An 18,404-nucleotide genomic window follows, 5' to 3' on the forward strand; every position below is an offset into this window, starting at 1 on the left:
CCACCTCCCGCGTCACGTCAGCCCTCATCGGCTCAGCCCAGCCCTCGTCCGCCGCCCTGGAGCTGGGCGCGCAGCTCAGGCGTCAGCTGTTGGCCGACCCGCTCGACGAGCATGGTCATCTCGTAGGCGACCAGGCCGATGTCGCAGTTGGGCGCGGCGAGCAGGGACAGGCAGGAGCCGTCGGAGACCGACATCAGGAACAGGTAGCCCCGCTCCATCTCCACCACGGTCTGGGCCACGTTGCCCGCCTCGAAGCAGCGAGCCGCTCCCTGGGTGAGGCTGACCAGCCCGGAGGCGACCGCGGACAGCTGCTCGGCGCGGTCGCGCGGCAGGCCCTCGGAGCCGGCGAGCAGCAGGCCGTCCGCCGAGACCACGACGGCGTGCGCCACGCCGGGCACCCGCTGCACGAACTCGGTGATCAACCAGCCGAAGCCGCCCGGCTGTTGCGGGATGGTCACTTGTCCTCCTCCTGCCGCGCGGCGCCGTCGGGCGACGCGGCGCCGTTGGGCGCGTGAGTTCCGTTGGAGCCGGCGCGCTCGCCAGCGAGTTCGTCGATCCTGGCATGACGTCCGCGCCGCAGCCCCTGCTGGAAGCTGGACATCCGGCCGCGCACCACCTCGGCGGAGCGAGCGGGCTGAGCGGGCGGCGCCGCGATCACGGGCTGCTGCCCGGTGCTGCCCGCACCCCTCGTCGGCGGGGCCGAGCGGCGCGGCGCGGCCGGCTTGATCGAGCCGGGCATCAGCTTCGCCTTCGGCACCCGCTTGGGCAGGCCCGCGGGGGTCACCGTCTCCTCGGCCGGGGCGTTGAGCATCGTCTCCACCGCGCGCCAGCCCTCGTCCCCGGCGGAGCGCCAGGTGGAGGGGCGCGGCGGCGCCGGGATGGTCTCCCTGCGCGTCACCTGCTCCACCGCGGCAACGGGAACCGGAGCGGCCGGAACCGCAGCGGGCGGGGCGACCGGCTCAGCCCTGACAACGGGCTCCGCGACGGGCTCAGCGGTGCGTTCGGCCACGGGCTCGGCAGCGGGTTCGGCAGTGGGTTCAGCCGTGGGCTGGGGAGCGGGGCGTTCCACGGGCGCCTTGGCCACCGGAGCGGGCTCGGTGCCGGGAACCGGGCGCGGCGGCGAGGGGTGGGGGAACTCCCCGTCCGGGTTCTCCACCGTCTGGAACCACTGCGAGAGGATTTCCTCGTAGATCGGCAGCCGCTCGGTCGGCGCGTCCACCTCGACCCGGTCGACCGGCGGGAAGGGGTTCTCGTACACCCCGGTCTGCTGCACAGGGTTCTCTTGCGGCGCAGGGGTTTCCTGGTACGCGCGCTCGTCCTGGTGCGGGGCGAACAGGTCCGAGGCGTCCGCACCGCCAGCACCGTCCACAGTGGACGCGCTGGATGCGGTGAGGTCGTCATCGGCCAGGCCCCTGCCCTCGGTCTGCTCGACCAGGGACGGGGCCAGACGGCGGGCCAGCGCCCTCGGCCCGCCCAGGCGTGGCTGCTCCCCGGCGTCCGGCTGGGTCGCGGCCTCCGCCACCGGCTGCTCGACCGGAGCCGGAGCGGGAGCCGGAGCCGGCTCGGGCTCGACCGGGTCGACGGCGGGATTGGTGGAGGTGAACCACTCCTGCTGTTCCGGGAGGTGCGTCTGCGGCTGGCGCTGCGGCATCGGCGGCGGGAACTGCTGCTGCGAGGTCGGGTACAGCCCGGTGTCCAGCGCCGAGGGCAGCACGACCAGCGCGGCGGGCACGGTGATGATCGCCCTGGTGCCGCCGTCGATGTACTCGCCGTTGTGCAGCCGCACCTTGATCTCGTGCCGCGCGGCCAGCCGGGCGACCACGTACAGACCCATCCGGCGGGACACCGCGACGTCGATCTCCGGCGGCTCGGCGAGGTTCTTGTTGGCCTCGGCCAGCTCCTCCTCGCTCATCCCGACACCGCGGTCGGTGATCTGGATGGCGAGGTCCTTGGAGCGCAGCTGCGCGACGCTGACGTCGACCGGGCTCTGCGGGTCGGAGAACACCGTGGCGTTGTCCAGCAGCTCCGCGGTCAGGTGGATGAGGTCGTTGACCACGCGGCCCTGCACCAGCACGTCCGGCGCGGAGGTCAGGTTGATCCTGGCGTAGTGCTCGACCTCGGAGACCGCGGCCCCGATCAGCTCGGCGACCGGGACCGGGGCCGACAGCCGCTTGCCGAGCCCGCTGCCGGAGAGGATCAGCAGGTTCTCGCTGTTGCGGCGCATGCGGGTGGCGAGGTGGTCGAGCACGAACAGGCTGGACAGCGCGTCCGGGTCCTGCTCGTCCTGCTCCAGCTGGTCCAGCACGGACAGCTGCCGCTCCACCAGCGTCTGGCTGCGCCGGGAGAGGTTGACGAACATCGCGTTCACGTTGTCGCGCAACAGGGCCTGTTCGGTGGCCATGTGCACGGCCTGCTCGTGGACGGCGTCGAAGGCGCGCGCGACCTGGCCGATCTCCTCGCGGGTGAACACCTTCACCGGCTGGACCGCGGTCTTGGCGGCCTCGGCCGGGTTCGGGTCGTCGAGGATGCGCCGGACCGTCACCGGCAGGCGCTCGTTGGCCACGTCCAGCGCCTCGGTGCGCAGCACCCGCAGCGGGGTCAGCAGCGAGCGGACCACGACGGCCATCAGCAGCAGCGCGGCCAGCAGGGCGACCAGCACCAGCGCGGCGTCCCTGGTCGCCGAGGCGACCGCGGTGGCGGCCAGGTCGTCGGCCTCCTTGCGCAGCGATTCCAGCAGCGAGTTCTCCACCCGGCTGAGCAGGTCGCTGGTGATCCCGGCGACCCGGGTGTACTCGGTGTTGTCGATGTTCAGCGAGTCGCCGTTGGCGCCCTTGATCACCGAGATCTGCTTGATCCGCTGCCGGGTGTCCACGTCGCTGCCGCTGACGGTGCCCAGGAACAGCTGCCGCTCGCCGGGGGTGGCCACGGCCTGGAAGTCCGAGACCGCGGCGTCGTAACCGGAGTTGGCCGAGCGCAGCTCGTCGAGCTGGCCGGCGCGGAACTCGTTGTGCGTGGCGGCCATCTGCATGAGCGCGTTCTGCTGCGCGACCCGCTCCTTGGCCTGGGTCAGCGCCTGGATCGCGGTGGCGGCCCTGGACAGCGCGTGCTCGGACACCGAGGCGCTGACCTCGCGGCCGAGCTGCACCAGCGCGTCGAGGATGGAGGAGTAGACCGCGTGCACCGCGATGTCGGCGTAGGAGGTCGTGTCGGCGACCAGGCGCAGGGGGTTCAGTGCACTGAGCCGCTGGATACCGCGCTTGTAGCGCTCCTCGCTGGCGGCGTCGTCGTACTCGAGGGACTCCATCGCGCGGTTCAGCTCGTTGACCGCGACGTTCACGGTCTCGAACTGGTCCACCATGGGCTTGCGGTCGGTGCTGCGGCCCGCCGCGACCCGGCCGACCACGAGCGTCCGTTCCTTCTGGATCTCGTGGATGACCGTGGTGACCTTGCGGGCGACGTCGACCTGGGCGACGGTGCGCTGGAAGTCGTCGGCGCGGGCGAGCTCGTCCTGCACGCGCAGGGTGCCCAGGACGAGCGCGGTGAGCGTGGGCACGAGCAGCACCACGGCCAGCCGGTTGCGCAGGCGCCAGTTCCGCAGGCGCCAGCGCGCGTCGTCCCGCCGATCGGGGTGGGCTGGGGTCGGTGTCGACTCGGACACCTGCTGTGTTCGCCGCTGCGCGCGCGAGGAGGTGCCACCGCCGTCGCCGTCGTCGGCGGGTGCGGTGGACCGGTTCGGGGCACCCTTGCGGGACGCGATCCTGCCGGGCTGATCGGGCACTACGTGAACACTCCCCGGATCAGAGCTAAGCGGCTCCCCCCGTACGGGACCCAGCTCGTACGGACAACTTTCAGCGCAAGGTAGCGAAGAAGAACCGCCTTGTCAGCCTTGGGCGCTTCACTTAGGAAGGTCATGACATTCGTGAACTTGATTTGACGCTCAACCATGGCGTTGTCTACACCCTTATGGCTCGGACGAGTGATTGTGCGGTCACCCTTGGTGAAGGCACCACTCCCGAACCGGGCAACGCAGCCCCGTGGTCGAGGAGCCAGTATGACCCGCCCCAGCGGTCGCCGTGAACAGGGCCGATGCCCTTCACGTGCGCGGTGGCCCCAGCGCGTCCCGCTGAGCCCGGCCCCGCCCCTTCGCGGCCCGGTTCTCGCCCGAAGCGGTGCCGTCCCCGCCCGGAGCCCGGGCTGGGCGTGTCTCGGAATCATCTCGGAAGCCGACCTTCGGCGGTTTTCGCATCGAGTGCTCTTGAGCGGGACTACTCCGAACGGGGCGCCTCGGCGAAATTCATCCGCCGTGTCCTCCGCTCGGTCGCAGGTGGTCGCTCTCCGTCCACAATCACGCCGATGTGATTACAGCGCGTTTCCTCCTACCCTAAGGAAATGCAAAGCCCGCGAAGTTCGGCGAACTAAAGCGTGTTGTTTCTTCGTGTACGGGCTTGACCGGTCGTGGCGCTCGAACGTTAGGTAGGCCCGCCGGCACTCCCTCGGCAGCACCCCGCCCCCATCAGCACCTCGAAGCACTGGAGCGCAAGCATGAACCGACGCGGCATCCCCGGCGGGCCGTCGTCCCGACCCTCCCGCATCCTGGGCGCGGTCCTCACCGCCGCGACCCTGATGGCCAGCCTCGGCGGCTGCGGCCTGCTCGGCGGCTCCTCGAACGAGGACAAGCCCTCCGGCGGCGGCGAGAACATGAAGATCCGCCTCGGTCTGGTCAAGGTCGTCGACGTCGCGCCCGTCTACATCGCGCAGCAGGCGGGCTTCTTCAAGGCCGAGGGCCTGGACCTGGAGCTCATCCCGCTGACCACCTCCGCCGTCGGCATCGACAAGATGGCCGCGGGCGACATGGACATGGTCCACGGCAACTACGTCTCCATGTTCACCGCGCACGCCAAGAAGGTCGTCGACCTCAAGTGGGTCTCCGACTGCTACGCGGCCAAGCCGAACGTGTGGATGACCATGACCTCGCCGACCTCCTCGGTGAAGTCCATGAGCGACCTGCCCGGCAAGAAGGTCGCGGTCACCACGACCAGCAACCTCGCCGACATGACGGTGTGGTCGGTGCTCAGCGCCAACAACATCGACGCCAAGCAGATCAAGTACGTGCAGATGCCCTTCGGTGAGATGGCCGCCGCGCTGAAGAACGGCAACGTCGACGCCGCGGTGATGGCCGAGCCGTTCATCACCCAGGCCGCCAAGAGCATGGGCGCCGTCCGGGTCTTCGACGCCGCCTCCGGGCCGACCGAGTCGATCCCGATGGCCGGCTACTCCACCAACGCCAAGTTCGCCAAGGAGAACCCGAAGGCGCTCGCGGCCTTCCAGCGCGGGCTCGCCAAGGGCGTGGAGATCGCCAACGCCGACCGGGGCCGGGTCGAGACCGCGGTGCAGGGCTACGCGGGCATCGACGCGCAGACCGCCTCGATCATGAACATCGGTGCCTACCCCAGCTCGCTGGAGGCCGCCAGGCTCCAGCGCGTCCCGGACCTGATGAAGGACTTCGGCATCCTCAGCGAGCGCATCGACGTCAGCACGATGGTGCTGCCGCAGGCCCCGGTCCCGGCCAAGTAGGGGTCGAGGGGTTCGTGCGCACCGCCTTCCGCGGACTGGTCGGAGTCGCCGTGCTGCTCCTGCTCTGGGAGCTGCTCAGCGTCTCCGACCTGGTCCCGCCCGGGTACATCCCGCCCCCGACGCTGGTCGCGAGCACCCTCGTGCGCCTGCTCGGCGACGGCGTGTTCGTCTACGACGTGATCGCCAGCCTGCTGGCGTGGGCCATCGCCCTCGGCATCGCCGTCGTCATCGCGGTGCCGCTCGGGCTGGTGCTCGGCAGCGTCCCGGCGGTGCGGCGGGCCACCAGGACGGTGGTGGAGCTGCTGCGCCCCGTCCCGTCGGTGGCGATGATCCCGCTGGCCATCCTGCTCTTCGGCGGCGGGCCCGAGGCCAAGATCGTGCTCGCGGTCTACGCCTCGGTGTGGCCGATCCTGTTCAACACCATCTACGCGCTCGACGAGCTGGACGAGCAGCTGGTGGACACCGCCCGCGCCTTCGGCGTGAGCAAACCGAGGATCATGGCGACCGTGGCGCTGCCCAGCGCCGCGCCGTTCGTGATGACCGGGATCAGGACCTCCGCGGCGATCGCGCTGATCGTCGTGGTGAGCACGGAACTGCTGGCGGGCGCCACGCTCGGGCTCGGCCAGTTCATCCTCAACGCCAGCAGCGGCGGCAGCCGGATGGACCTGGTCTTCGCGGGCACCGTGGTCGCCGGGCTGATCGGCTACCTGGTCAACGCCGGGCTGGAGTGGGTGCAGCGGCGGTTCTTCGCCTGGGGCGCGCGGACGGGGGAGACGGTGTGAAGCGGCTTCGGAGTTCGGCGCCCGGCTGGATCGTCCTCGTCGTGCTGGTGCTGCTGTGGGAGACCGCCACGCGGCTCGCGGGCAGCCTGTACTTCCCGCCGCCGACCCAGATCGCCGAGACCGCTCGGCAGATGTGGTTCAGCGGCCCCGCCGCCAGCCTGTTCCTGACCGACGTGGTCTTCGAGGACGTCCTCGCCAGCGTGGCGCGGATGCTCGGCGGCTGGGCCATCGCGGGCGTGCTCGGCGTGAGCCTCGGCGTCCTGCTGGGACGGTCGGCCACCGCGATGGACTACTGCGGCCCGATCATCTCCTTCCTGCGCGCGATCCCGCCGCCCACCCTGGTACCGGTGTTCCTCGCGCTGTTCACCCTCGGCACGCCGATGCAGCTGGCCACCATCGTCTTCGGCACGATCTGGCCGATCCTGCTCAACTCCGTCGACGGGGCCAGGTCGGTCGATGCCACCAAGACCGAGACCGCCCGCGCCTTCCGGCTGTCCAAAGTGGACTGGATCTTCGGCGTGGTGCTGCCAGCGGCATCGCCCAAGATCTTCGCCGGCCTGCGGATCAGCCTCTCGCTGTCGCTGGTGCTGATGGTCATCTCGGAGCTGGTCGGCTCCACCGAGGGCATCGGCTACCGGCTGCTGTACTCCCAGCGCCAGTACGACTTCCCGGCGATGTGGGCGGGGATCATCCTGCTCGGCGTGCTGGGATTCCTCTTCAACACGGGCCTGTCGGCCGTCGAACGCAGGGTGCTGGCCTGGCAGCCGGCCCACCGCCAGGCCGTCGCGGCCGGAACGGGAGCATGACGTGAGCACGATGCTGGAGGTCAGCGACCTCGGCCACCGCTACCACGCCAAGGGCGGCGAGCACACCGCGATCGACCACCTGTCCTTCACGGTGGCCGCGGGCGAGCTGGTCTGCATCGTCGGCCCGTCCGGCTGCGGCAAGTCCACCCTGCTGCGGTCGCTGTCCGGGCTGATCACCCCGAGCACCGGCCGCGTCGCACTGCACGGCGACGAGGTGCGCGGCGTCCCCGACGACCTCGCCGTGGTCTTCCAGGACTACAGCCGCTCGCTGTTCCCGTGGCTCACCGTGCAGCGCAACGTCGAGTTCCCCTTGAAGCGCAAGGCTTCCCGCGCCGAGCGCCGCTCCCGCGCCGAACAGGCCCTCGACTGGGTCGGCCTCTCCGGCGCGGGCGCGAAGTACCCGTGGCAGCTCTCCGGCGGCATGCAGCAGCGCGTCGCCATCGCCCGCGCCCTGGCCTACCGCCCCGCGCTGCTGCTGATGGACGAGCCCTTCGCCTCCGTCGACGCGCAGACCCGCTTCGAGCTGGAGGACCTGCTGCTGCGCGTGCGCCGCGAGCACGACACCACCATCCTGCTCGTCACCCACGACATCGACGAGAGCGTCTACCTCGGCGACCGCGTGCTCGTGCTCTCCAAGTCGCCCGCCACCGTCGTCGCCGACCTCAAGGTCGACCTGCCCGCCGAGCGCGACCAGATCACCACCCGCGAGTCCGACGCCTTCGTCGCCCTGCGCGCCGAGACCGCCCGCCTGCTGCACGGCGGCGGCACCGCGCGCCCCCGCGTCCAGGCCGACCCCGAAGGCGCCGCCGCCCGCTTCCTCGCCGCCGAGCGCGCCGAACGCGAAGCGCAGTCCTCCCACCGCCAACCCACCTGAAGCGTGGACTGAATGAGTCATTCAGGTACCTCAACGCGCTGAATGACTCATTGAGGTACTTGAGCGCCCTGAATGAGTCATTGAGGGCGCTCGGAGGCGCCGGCCCGCGAGTCGTCGGGTTCGCCGGGCGGTGCCGACCGCGGCGCGCGAGCCCGCCGGGCCGGACAAGGCCGAGCACAGGGGCTGCGGGTACCCTGCTGCGATCATCGCAGGCCCACGGGGAGGAGCGCGCGTGCCGGAACCCGTTGTGCCACGGCCGAGGAAGGTCCCGCTGAGCGATCCCGAACGGCAGCGGGAGATCTTCGCCGCGACGCTGGCGGTGCTCGCCGAGGTGGGCTACGAGCGGTTCAACATGGACCTGATCGCGAAACGGGTCCGCGCCAGCAAGGCGACGCTGTACCAGTACTGGCCGGTCAAGGCCGCGCTGATCCTGGACGCGCTCAAGATCAACGAGGTGCCGCACGCCGACCCGGACACGGGCTCGGTGGCGCAGGACATCCGGCTGCTGCTGAGGTCCTGGGTGCGCGCGCAGACACCGCACACGCGCGGCATCCTGCTCGGGCTGATGGAGGGCGGTCGCCGGGACGAGGAGATGGCCCGGATGTACGCCGAGCGCATCGCCCAGCAGCAGGAGCCGTTGCTGCACACGATCCTGGCGCGCGGGGTGCGGCGCGGGGAGGTGCCGGAGGGGGTCGACGTCGGCCTGCTCGCCGACCTCCCCGCGGCGATCTTCCTCCTCCGCCTGATGACCACCAACGACGAGGTCGACGACGCGCTGGTGGACCGCGTCGTCGACGGGCTGGTCATCCCCCTGCTGGGCAAGGGAGCGTGATCACCGAGGGGTGTTCGGGATCGTGGAACACCTCCTGGTCGGCGGCGAACAGCTCGCGCGCGACGGCGTGGTGCTCGCCGCTGCCGGTGTTGCGGGCGAAGCGCGGGTGCGCGCCGCTGGACACCTGCACGCGCAGCCGGTGCCCGCGCGGGAAGCGGTAGGCGATGGGCGACAGCGCGACCTCGACGCGGGTCACTCCGTCCGGCCGCACGTTGACGTAGCCGTCGCAGACGTTCACAGAGCGCCCGCGCGGGGACACGTCGCACAGGCGCACGAACACGTCGGTGTCGGGCCTGCTGGACCTGAGCCAGATCCGCGCGCCGACCTCGCCGATGATCTCCAGGTCCTCCGCGAGCGGCTCGGTCGTGAAGGTCAACACGTCCGAGCGCGCTTCGAGGGCACGGTTGTCCTTGCGGCCGGCGCCGCGCCGCGTCAGCATCGGCCCGCCGACGGACGGAGTCGGGTCGGCGGGGTCGTAGCGGTAGCGCGACGGCTCGGCGGCCGCCGGGGCAGCGGTGCTGAGCGCGCCGTCGCCGTGCAGGTGCCAGTCCCGCGCGGCGTAGCCCTCCGGCGGCCAGGTGTCGTAATGGCGCCACTCCTGCGCTCCCACAACGAAAAGCCGCACCCGAGCCCGGCGCGGCGGCTCCTCGCCACGGCAGTGCGCGCCGGACCACTCGACGGTTTCCCTTGCCGCGACACCGAATCCGGTGATCGACCCGTGCTGCCACGGGCCGACGATCAGACGTGCGTCCCTTCCTTGCTCGCGCAGCGCGACGAAGTCGGCGATCTGGTCGGCCAGGAAGATGTCCTCCCACCCCGCGACGAGGCTCGTCGGCACGGTGACCTTGCCGACGGAAGTGCTGTGGTCCCAGTCCTTCCAGAAGCTGTCCTCGTTGTCGTGGTGCACGCAGTCCTGGTAGAACGGCCACTGCTCGCCGAGCACGCGCACATCGGCCTCCCCCATCGGCAGGCTGTTCATCGCTTCGCGCACGGTCTTCTCGCGGTAGCCCTTGAAGCGGCGCTCCTGCCGCGCGGTCATCGCCGACCAGCGCAGCGACGTGTCGAGCCCGAAACCGCCACGCGGCAGGAAAGTCAGCGCGAGCCGCGACGAGGTCACGTGCGGCACCATCGACTTCACCTGCGGCGGTGCGTCGGCGGCGACGGCCCACTGCGTGTAGCCGAGGTAGCTCGTCCCGGCCAGCGCCAGCGTGCCGTCGAACCACGGCTGCGCGGTGATCCACTCGATGGTGGCCAGCCCGTCGCCGCGCTCGTGGCGCATCGCCCTGAAGTCCCCGGTCGAGCCGAAGGTGCCGCGCACGCTGGTGATCACGACCTGGAAGCCGCGCTCGGCGCAGACCCTGGCGAAGACCGCGCCGAAACCCTTGCGGCCGTAGGGCGTTCGGACGAGCAGCGTCGGCGAGGTGCCGCCAGAGGGGCGCCAGTGGTCGGCGAGCAGCACCCCGCCGTCCGGCATGGTGATCGGTATGTCCCTGGTGATCTCGACCTCCCGCGTGATCGGGGAAGGCAGTCGAAGCAGTCGCTGCGCCAGGTGGCTCACCAGGTTCATGCCGTGAACGGTACGGTTCCGTTCGGTATTCGACCACTGGGCGATTAGGCGTTTTGGGTTGCCCTTGGTTGGGAACGGGGCCCCTGAGGTACCCAGTCCCATGTCGTGCGATCCGGTGTACGAGCCGCCGATCTGCCCTGCCGGGGTGGACCGCACGGCGCTGCGCGCGGAGATCGCCCTCAAGCTGGCCGAGGTCCTGCAGACCGTTCGCGAGGCGCGCGCCTATCTGTTGGCCGTGCGGCGGTTGATCGAGCACGCCGACGACGCGCTGGAGGACCTCGTCGGCCTGCTCGCCGCGGACGGCAGACGCGATCTCGCGGCGTGCGTGCAGCTGGAGGTCATCGAGGAGAACTTCGCCGCTGAGCGGTGGGTGACGCGGTTGATCGAGGAGTTCGACCGCAACTACTACGCGGCCTTCCAGCGCATGGAGGAGAGCGTTCCCGCCGAGGTCGGCCACGTCAGCGGGGACGAGGTGCTGCGCTCCGTCATCGATCCCTAGCGTCGTCGAGTCCGCGCGCGTCCAGCGCCTCCGCGATGTGGTCGGCCATCCGCAACACCTTCACCAGCAACGGCAACAGCAGCGCGAGCGAAGAGCGCTCCACGCCCCGTGCGCGCTGCGCCGTGCGGATCTCGTCGGCCTTCTCCTTGATCAGCGGGATGAAGCGCAGCGTCAGCGACAGCACGAACGCGATGCGGTGCGGCCGCAACCCGAACACCCGCAGCGGGCTCGCGGCGCGTTCCAAGGCGCTGATCATGTCGTCGGTGCGACTGGTCATCGTCACCAGCGTTGCCAGCAAGATCAGCGCGATCAGCCGCAGCAGCACCACGAGCGCTGAAACCCAGCCCAGCAACAACACCTGCGCGACGCCGAGCAGGGCCAGTACGAGCGCCAGCGGGCGCAACTGGCGGAGCAGCTCGACGAGCGGAACGCGCGCGAGACTCCACAATCCGACCACGACGAGCAGGAAACCGCCGAGCACGAACGGATTCGTGACGAAGAACAGTCCGATTCCGCTCAGCAGCAGGACAACGAGCTTCACGCCGACCGGAAGCCGGTGCAGGGCGGAAGTTCCCGGTCGGTACAGGCTCAGCATGGCGCCATCAGGTCGAGATAGGCCGGGATCGCGCGCGCGGGCGGCGCGTCCTCCACGATCCGGCCCTCGTCGAAGACCAGCACGCGGTCGAAGTCCGACAACAGGTCCAGGTCGTGCGAGACCACGACGACCTGGTGCGGCAGCTCCGCGATCACCCTGGTGGTGCGCCGTTTGTTCCTCAGGTCCAGCATCGTGGTCGGCTCGTCGAAGACCACGCACTCCGGTTCGAGCGCGAGCACCGAAGCGATCGCCAGCCGCTGCTTCTCCCCGCCGCTGAGCAGGTGCGCCGGGCGCTCGGCCAGCTCGGAGAGCCCGTGCTCTGCCAGCACCTCGACCACCCGCGCCGCAGTGTCCTTTTTGGACAGACCACGGTGTTTGAGGCCGAACGCCACGTCCTCGGCCACCGTCGGCATGACGATCTGCACGTCCGGGTCCTGGAAGACGAAGCCGACCTTGCGCCGCACGGCTCGTCCTTCGGAGCGCGTGTCCAGGCCGTCCACCAGCACCCGCCCCGACGTCGGCACCTGGAGCCCGTTGAGCAGCCGCGCGAAGGTGCTCTTGCCGGAGCCGTTCGCGCCGATCACCGCGATCCGCCGCTCGGTCAGCTCCACCGAGATCCCGTGCAGCACCCGCCGCTCGTCGTAGCCGTGCTCGACGTCCTCGAACAGGAACATCAGGGCGCCTTGACCAGCGGGTACGCGCGGCGCATGGTCACGCCCGCGATCGAGGCGAGCACCACCTTGACCGCGTCGCCCGGGACGAAGGCCAGCGAGCCGGTGAGCGCGGTCCCCAGGTCCAGCCCGCCCGCGACCGCCAGGAACGGCACACCGATCAGGTAGGACACCACGATCCCGCCCGTCGCGTTGCACAGCAGCGCCCACGCGAGGTTGTAGCGGTTCCACACCCGCTCGGTCAGCCAACCGATCACGAACGCCGCGATCGGCCAGCTCAGCACGAAGCCGCCGGAGGGGCGCAGCAGCGCCGCCAACCCGCCCGAGCCGCTGGAGAGCACCGGCAGACCCACCGCCACCAGCGCCACGAAGACCAGCAGCGCGAGCCCGCCCTTGCGCGCGCCGAGCAGCGAGCCCGCGAGCATCACGCCCAGGGACTGCGCGGTGATCGGCACCGGCACGAAGGGCAACGGGACCGCCGGGAACAGGGCGAGCACCACCACGATCGCGGCGAACAGCGCCACGTGCACCAGATCCTTGGTCCGCATGGGGACATCTTGCTTCGTGGGAGGCGCCCAACCAACTCGGCGAAAGCGGCGTCACAGCAGCATGTGAAAGCACAGCATGCGGTGTTCCTGGTGGTCGCGGCGCTCGCCACCGGAGTAGTGCCCGCCAACGCCTCACCAGCGCCGCAGTCCACCTCCTCGGTGACACTGGTCACGGGCGACCAGGTCCAGCTGGAGCACGGACGGGTGACCGTCCGCCCAGCTCCCGGGCGCGGCCACATCCGCTTCCTGCAGAGCACCGAGGGGCGCGGCGACCGCGTGGTCGTGCCCGTGGACGTGGCCGAGTCGGTCCGCTCCGGGCGGCTCGACCGGCGGCTGTTCAACGTGAGCCGCCTCGTCGCGATGGGCTTCGACGACCGCGCCCGCCCCGACCTGCCGCTCATCGTCGAACCCACGGCCGCCCGCGCGCTGCCGAGGGCCGAGCGCGAGCTGCCCAGCATCGGCGGGCTCGCCGTGCGCACCCGGAAGGCCGACTCCGCGAGGACGTGGTCCGGGCTGGCGCAGTCGCGGGTGTGGCTGGACGCACCCGTGCGCGCCGCGCTGGACCGCAGCACCGTGCAGATCGGCGCTCCCGTCGCGTGGAAGGCCGGGCACACCGGCAAGGGCGTCACCGTCGCGGTACTCGATACCGGCATGGACGCCGAACACCCTGACCTCGCCCGGCGGATCGCCGGAGCCAAGGACTTCACCAGCTCGGCGAGTGGTACTGACGACCGCGAGGGTCACGGTACCCATGTCGCGTCCACCGCGGCGCGCGTCGCACCGGACTCCGTGCTGCTCAACGCGAAGGTCCTCGGTGACGACGGCGGCGGCAGCGAGTCCGCGATCATCGCCGGGATGGAGTGGGCCGTCGCGCAGGGCGCCCGCGTGGTCAACATGAGCCTCGGTGGCCCGCCCACCAACGGCAAGGACCCCATGTCGCTCGCCGTCAACCAGCTGACCGAGCGCACCGGCGCGCTGTTCGTCGCCGCGACCGGCAACGCGGGCCAGGCCGAAGCCGTCATGAGCCCGGCCGTCGCCGATGCCGCGCTCGCCGTGGGCGCCGTCGACGCCAACGAAGCGCTCGCGCCGTTCTCCAACACGGGACCGCGTTCCGGCGACGACGGACTGAAGCCCGACATCACGGCACCCGGTGTCGGGATCGTCGCCGCGCGGGCTCGCAACAGCACGCCCGAAGAGCCCGTCGGTGACCGCTACGCACGCCTCTCCGGCACCTCCATGGCCGCGCCGCACGTGGCTGGCGCGGCGGCCGTCGTCGCTGCGCAGCACCCCGACTGGCGCGCCGACCGGATCAAGGCCGCGCTCATGAGCACCGCGCGCCCGAACGCCAAGCTCGCCGTCCACGAGCAGGGTGCCGGACGGCTCGACGTCGGCCGCGCCAGCACGCAGACCGTGCACGCCACGCCCGCGAGCATCCACAGCGGCATCGCGAAGTGGCCGCACGGCGATGACGTGCCCAGCAAGACCACCGTGACCTACCACAATTCGGGTTCGGCGCCGCTGGTTCTCGACCTGGCCCCGGATGTCAAGGCGCCGCAAGGGATGTTCACCGTCCAGCCCAGGCGGATCATCGTGCCCGCACGCGGCTCGGCGAACGCCGTCCTGACGGTCGACACGCGCGTTTCCGCGCAGGACGGCCGTTATGGCGGAGCCCTCGTCGCGACCGGCGGTGAGGTTTCGCTGCGCACGCCCGTCGGCGTGACCCGTGAGATCGAGAGCTACGACCTCAAGATCACCGTCCTCGACCGGCAGGGAAAGCGCACCGAGAAGGCGTCCATCTACCTGGACGAACTCGATCGCGGCACGAAGTACCAACCGGAGCAGGGTGTGGTCCGGCTGCCCAAGGGCCGGTACTTCCTCCAGGCTTCCACGTGGGCCGAGCAGGAGATCTCGCTCTTCGCCGAGCCCACCCTGGTGCTCGACAAGAACACCGAACTCGTGCTGGACGCGCGCGAGGCCAAGCCGGTCGGGTCCACGGTGGACAAGCGCTCGGCGAAGGAGTTCAAGGCCCGGGTCCACTTCCAGCGCACGTCCGCCTCGGACCCCGTTGTCGGCGGCGTGATCGGGGAGACCCTCGCCAAGACCTTCGTCCGCCCTTCCACCACGTCGGCCCCGCCCGGCCAGTTCACCTTCACCGTCGAACAGCTGCTCGCCGAGCCCGACGGCAAGGGCGGCTTCGAACGCAGCCCGTACCTGTACAACGTCAGGATCGTTCGCGACGGCGTCGTGCCCAAGGAACTGACGCAACACGTCCCGGACCGCTCGCTCGTCGCCGTCCGTGGTTCCCACGCTGCTACCGGCTCCAACCAGATCGGTGTTCGCGAGGACGTGATCAAAGCTCCGCTTCCCTTCGTCCTCAACGAGTTCTACACGCCCGGAGTGCCGTGGACGAACACCTTCGAGGCCGGGACCACCAGGATCGCGGCCGTGCCCCGCGTCTTCACCAAGCCGACCGAGGAGCGGTGGAACACCGCCGTCTTCGGCCCCGCATTCCCCAAGGACCAGCCCGGCCAGTTCGCCGGGCGCGACGGCAACGTGATCGAGATGAAGATTCCCTTGGCCAGTGGGCAAAATGAGCACCAGTTCGGCTTCGTCGATGACGAGACCGGCACCACCAAGCTGTACCGGGACGGAGTGCTCGTCGCCTCCAGCCCGCTCCCCGGCTGGGCCGAGTTCTCCGTGGCACCCGAGGCTTCCCAGTACCGCCTGGAAGTCACGTCCACCCGAGTGAACGCGCAGTGGACCTTCCGCTCGGCGCACGGCGTTTCCGACTTGCCACTGTTGGGCGTGCGGTTCGCGCCGAATGTTGATGCGCACAACCGCGCGCGGCCTGGTGCTTTCTCGATTCCTGTTTCCGTGCACAGGAATGGGGCCGGTCGCGTGGATGCTTCGTTGGCTGTTGAGGTGTCCTTCGATGAGGGGCGCAAGTGGGAAGCTGTGAAGGTGGTCGACGGCGCGGTGTCCGTGGTGAACCGAGTGGGGCCGGTTTCGTTGCGGGTCAAGGCAGTTGATGGGAATGGGAACACTTTGGAGCAGACGGTGATCGGGGCTTACACGGTGGCGTAGTGCTGTGGCTGGTACCGGCGTGTGGCTTCCAGCCCGCGTCGGTACCAGCCGGTGGGTATCCGGTCGGGTACGGCTGGGCTTCCGGTTTGCACCGGCTGGGCTTCCAGGTCGGGTACGGCTGGCTTCCAGCTGGGGAAAGGCTGGAGCTTTTAGCTCTTTCCAGCGGGGTACGGCTGCGCTTCCAGGTCGGGGACGGCTGGGGGTTTCAGGTGGCACCGGATGTCAGTAGCGGTGGGGTGCGTGTGGGGCGTGGTGGTTCCAGCGTGGGGGTCGGCTTGACCTGGGGCCCCTTGCGCGTGCCGTAGTGGGCCGGACGGGCACGGGATGAATCCCGGCCACGCTGACAAGCGTATGGCACGCGCACCCCAGGTAAAGCCGACCCCAGTTTCGCTGACGGCTGACAGTTCCGTTTCTCCTTAGCCTGCAACGGATTTGACGCCGTTGGAGGAGTTGCTAAAATTAGGGGTAGCCAACGGGCGAGGGGGTGAATCATGTTGGATATCACGGCAGTGAAGACGCTTTTGGTAGATCATCTCGAATCACACGACGTCTACAAGCTCTCTGAGAAGGAGCATCTGGCGTTCCTGGTCGAGTTGGAGACGCTCACGAATCTGGTGACGGCAGTGAAGGTGGATGCTGCTGAGTATGCGGAGGATCGTGGTCTGCACACCGCGCAAGGGTGCAGGAACCTCGCGACACTGTTGCGGTCACATCTGAAGATTTCTCCGGCGGAAGCGAAGCGACGCTCGCTGCTCGTAGAAGACCTGCCCGGCGTACCTTCCACGAAGGACGCCCTGTACGCGGGTGTCATCAGTGGGGATCACGCTGCGGTCATCGCCGATGTCATCAAAAACATTCCTGCTGATGCGGCCGACGAAGCCGAAGACATCCTCCTCACCTACGCACCCGAGTTGACCTCGCGCGAGTTGGCGCAAGCAGGTAAGCGGGTCCGCTCCCACTTCGACCAAGAAGGCGCGTTCAAAGACGAGCAGAAAGCCGTGGAAGCACGGTCGTTCCGAATGGGCAAAGACCAACACGGATCACTGTTCTTCAACGGATGCCTGCCGCCGATCGAGGGCGCGATCTTCGAGGAAGCCCTGCACGCCGTATCCAAACCTCGCCCCACCAACGGCGAGCAAGACCCCCGCACAGTCGAACAGCGCTACGCCGACGGACTCTGCGAGTTGGTCACGGTCGCGATGGCCACCCACGACCTCCCGGCCAGCGGTGGAGTGCGGCCGCAGATGGTCGTCACGATGCGCTTGGACTACCTGGAAGAGAAACTCCGGACCGGGTACACCGACTGGGACGGCGAAGCCACCGCTTCCCTCATGCGCCAACTCTCCTGCGACGCTGAACTGATCCCGGTGGTGTTGAACGGGGAGAGCATCCCCCTGGACTACGGGCGCTCCGCCCGCACCGCACCACCACCCCTGCGACGGGCACTCGCCTTGCGGGACAAGGGATGCGCCTTCCCCGGATGCGACCGGCCACCCGCGTGGACGGAAGCCCACCACGTGTTGCACTGGGTAGAACATCGCGGCCCGACCGACCTCAACAACATGACTCTGTTGTGCTCGCACCACCATCACGTGATCCACCAAGAAGACTGGAAGATCGTCTTCGCTGACGACGGGCGGCCGGACTTCATCCCACCGACGTGGGTGGACGCGGAGCAGAAACCGATGCGCAACATCAGAGTCGACCCACGACTCACCGCATAACCGGGGAGGGAGGTGTATTCGACATGCGCACAAGGCGAAAGGCTGGAACGCAAGGGGCACAACGGAACCGAGGCTTTACCTGGGGTGCGCGTGCCATACGCTTCCCCGCGAGGGCCGGGATCCATCCCGTGCCCGTCCGGCCTATGTCGGCGCGCGCAAGGGGTCCCCAGGTCAAGCCGACCCCACACAGAAAAGAGCCCACCGGCTCAAGAAAGCGCCAGCGGCTAGTTGCTTCCGAGCCAGGCGGCGGACTTCTCGGCCGTGTCGAGCACGCGCAGCGCGGCGTCGCGGTCGGCCATCGGATAGTGGACGCTCAACTCCAGATTGGTGACCGAGGCCGTACCGGTGAAGTGGTAGGTCGCCTCGACCTCCACGCCGTCGCGCAGATAGCGGTAGACGAGTTCCAGGTTGGCGTCGCCGAAAGAGCTCTTCGGCAGCGGACGCTCGGAAACCATCCGGTAGCCGGGGGTGCCGTCGACCCGGGAGATGTGGCGGTTGGCCATGGCCCGAGCACTGAGGATCGGGGCGCGGCCGAAAACACCGGTGATGTCGACACGGAGCCGGACGCGCTTGGCGGGGTCGGTGAAATCGGACCAGTACGCACCGCCGACACGCTCGGCCCACCCGGCGGGCACAGCCATCACGAGGGTAGACGGGGTGGCCTCGGCGACCCAGTTGCGCTGGGCGTAGCCGGGCGCGATCGCAGGGGAGGACGTCGTGGGAGCAGGTGAAGACGAGGCGCCGGAAGACGCGGGCAGCATCGGGACAGCGGGACGACCGACGTCCGTGGGGCCGCCGCAGCCGGACAACAGCAGCACGAGCACGCCGAACACCGCTCCACGTGACAC

At 69.7% G+C, this 18,404-nt stretch carries 15 protein-coding genes; 8 read left to right on the forward strand and 7 right to left on the reverse strand.

Annotation, left to right across the window (positions count from 1 at the left end; all coding sequences use genetic code 11):
- Positions 1-32: 32 nt before the first annotated feature.
- On the reverse strand, positions 33-458 hold the full coding sequence (locus ABD798_RS14765; RefSeq protein WP_344874924.1) for a roadblock/LC7 domain-containing protein: 426 nt from the start codon (positions 456-458) through the stop codon (positions 33-35).
- Positions 455-3,778, reverse strand: coding sequence for a sensor histidine kinase (locus ABD798_RS14770; protein WP_344874926.1), 3,324 nt, complete (start codon positions 3,776-3,778; stop codon positions 455-457). The genes ABD798_RS14765 and ABD798_RS14770 overlap by 4 nt, the downstream gene beginning before the upstream one ends.
- A 764-nt stretch (positions 3,779-4,542) precedes the next feature.
- On the opposite strand from ABD798_RS14770, the gene ABD798_RS14775 reads away from it, so the two are divergent.
- The 5 genes from ABD798_RS14775 to ABD798_RS14795 all read left to right on the forward strand — a co-directional run bounded on the left by ABD798_RS14775 (position 4,543) and on the right by ABD798_RS14795 (position 8,868).
- Positions 4,543-5,574 carry an ABC transporter substrate-binding protein gene (locus tag ABD798_RS14775; protein ID WP_344874928.1) on the forward strand — a complete coding sequence of 344 codons (1,032 nt, stop codon included), beginning with the start codon at positions 4,543-4,545 and terminating at the stop codon, positions 5,572-5,574.
- A gap of 14 nt (positions 5,575-5,588) precedes the next feature.
- A complete protein-coding gene (locus ABD798_RS14780; protein ID WP_344874930.1) occupies positions 5,589-6,356 on the forward strand; it encodes an ABC transporter permease in 768 nt (255 codons plus the stop codon).
- On the forward strand, positions 6,353-7,162 hold the full coding sequence (locus ABD798_RS14785; protein ID WP_344874931.1) for an ABC transporter permease: 810 nt from the start codon (positions 6,353-6,355) through the stop codon (positions 7,160-7,162). The genes ABD798_RS14780 and ABD798_RS14785 overlap by 4 nt, the downstream gene beginning before the upstream one ends.
- Position 7,163: 1 nt before the next feature.
- A complete protein-coding gene (locus ABD798_RS14790) occupies positions 7,164-8,036 on the forward strand; it encodes an ABC transporter ATP-binding protein (RefSeq protein ID WP_344874932.1) in 873 nt (290 codons plus the stop codon).
- Between the two features lie 232 nt (positions 8,037-8,268).
- Positions 8,269-8,868 (forward strand): TetR/AcrR family transcriptional regulator, encoded by a 600-nt coding sequence (locus ABD798_RS14795; RefSeq protein WP_344874934.1) that lies wholly within the window; start codon positions 8,269-8,271, stop codon positions 8,866-8,868.
- On the opposite strand, the gene ABD798_RS14800 is transcribed toward ABD798_RS14795, so the two are convergent.
- On the reverse strand, positions 8,840-10,435 hold the full coding sequence (locus tag ABD798_RS14800) for a CocE/NonD family hydrolase (protein ID WP_344874936.1): 1,596 nt from the start codon (positions 10,433-10,435) through the stop codon (positions 8,840-8,842). The genes ABD798_RS14795 and ABD798_RS14800 overlap by 29 nt on opposite strands.
- A 100-nt stretch (positions 10,436-10,535) precedes the next feature.
- Between ABD798_RS14800 and ABD798_RS14805 the strand changes: the two genes are divergently transcribed.
- On the forward strand, positions 10,536-10,934 hold the full coding sequence (locus ABD798_RS14805) for a hypothetical protein (protein WP_344874938.1): 399 nt from the start codon (positions 10,536-10,538) through the stop codon (positions 10,932-10,934).
- Here ABD798_RS14805 and ABD798_RS14810 read toward each other — a convergent pair.
- From ABD798_RS14810 to ABD798_RS14820, 3 genes are read right to left on the reverse strand one after another with little or no spacing between them, the layout of a single operon-like run.
- Complete coding sequence (locus tag ABD798_RS14810; RefSeq protein ID WP_344874940.1) at positions 10,921-11,529, reverse strand: energy-coupling factor transporter transmembrane component T family protein; 609 nt, start codon at positions 11,527-11,529, stop codon at positions 10,921-10,923. The genes ABD798_RS14805 and ABD798_RS14810 overlap by 14 nt on opposite strands.
- Positions 11,523-12,203, reverse strand: a complete 681-nt coding sequence (locus ABD798_RS14815; RefSeq protein WP_344874942.1) for an energy-coupling factor ABC transporter ATP-binding protein — start codon at positions 12,201-12,203, stop codon at positions 11,523-11,525. Before ABD798_RS14815 ends, ABD798_RS14810 begins: the two co-directional genes overlap by 7 nt.
- Positions 12,203-12,748 (reverse strand): biotin transporter BioY, encoded by a 546-nt coding sequence (locus ABD798_RS14820; protein ID WP_344874944.1) that lies wholly within the window; start codon positions 12,746-12,748, stop codon positions 12,203-12,205. The genes ABD798_RS14815 and ABD798_RS14820 overlap by 1 nt, the downstream gene beginning before the upstream one ends.
- Before the next feature lie 63 nt (positions 12,749-12,811).
- On the opposite strand from ABD798_RS14820, the gene ABD798_RS14825 reads away from it, so the two are divergent.
- Both ABD798_RS14825 and ABD798_RS14830 read left to right on the forward strand, forming a co-directional pair.
- A complete protein-coding gene (locus ABD798_RS14825) occupies positions 12,812-15,832 on the forward strand; it encodes a S8 family peptidase (protein ID WP_344874946.1) in 3,021 nt (1,006 codons plus the stop codon).
- Positions 15,833-16,323: 491 nt separating this feature from the next.
- Complete coding sequence (locus tag ABD798_RS14830) at positions 16,324-17,556, forward strand: HNH endonuclease signature motif containing protein (RefSeq protein ID WP_344874948.1); 1,233 nt, start codon at positions 16,324-16,326, stop codon at positions 17,554-17,556.
- 224 nt (positions 17,557-17,780) lie between these two features.
- Here the strand turns inward: ABD798_RS14830 and ABD798_RS14835 are convergent, their stop codons facing one another.
- Positions 17,781-18,404 (reverse strand): hypothetical protein, encoded by a 624-nt coding sequence (locus ABD798_RS14835; protein WP_344874951.1) that lies wholly within the window; start codon positions 18,402-18,404, stop codon positions 17,781-17,783.

Source organism: Allokutzneria multivorans, from assembly GCF_039537405.1.
GTDB classification, from domain to species: Bacteria; Actinomycetota; Actinomycetes; order Mycobacteriales; family Pseudonocardiaceae; genus Allokutzneria; species Allokutzneria multivorans.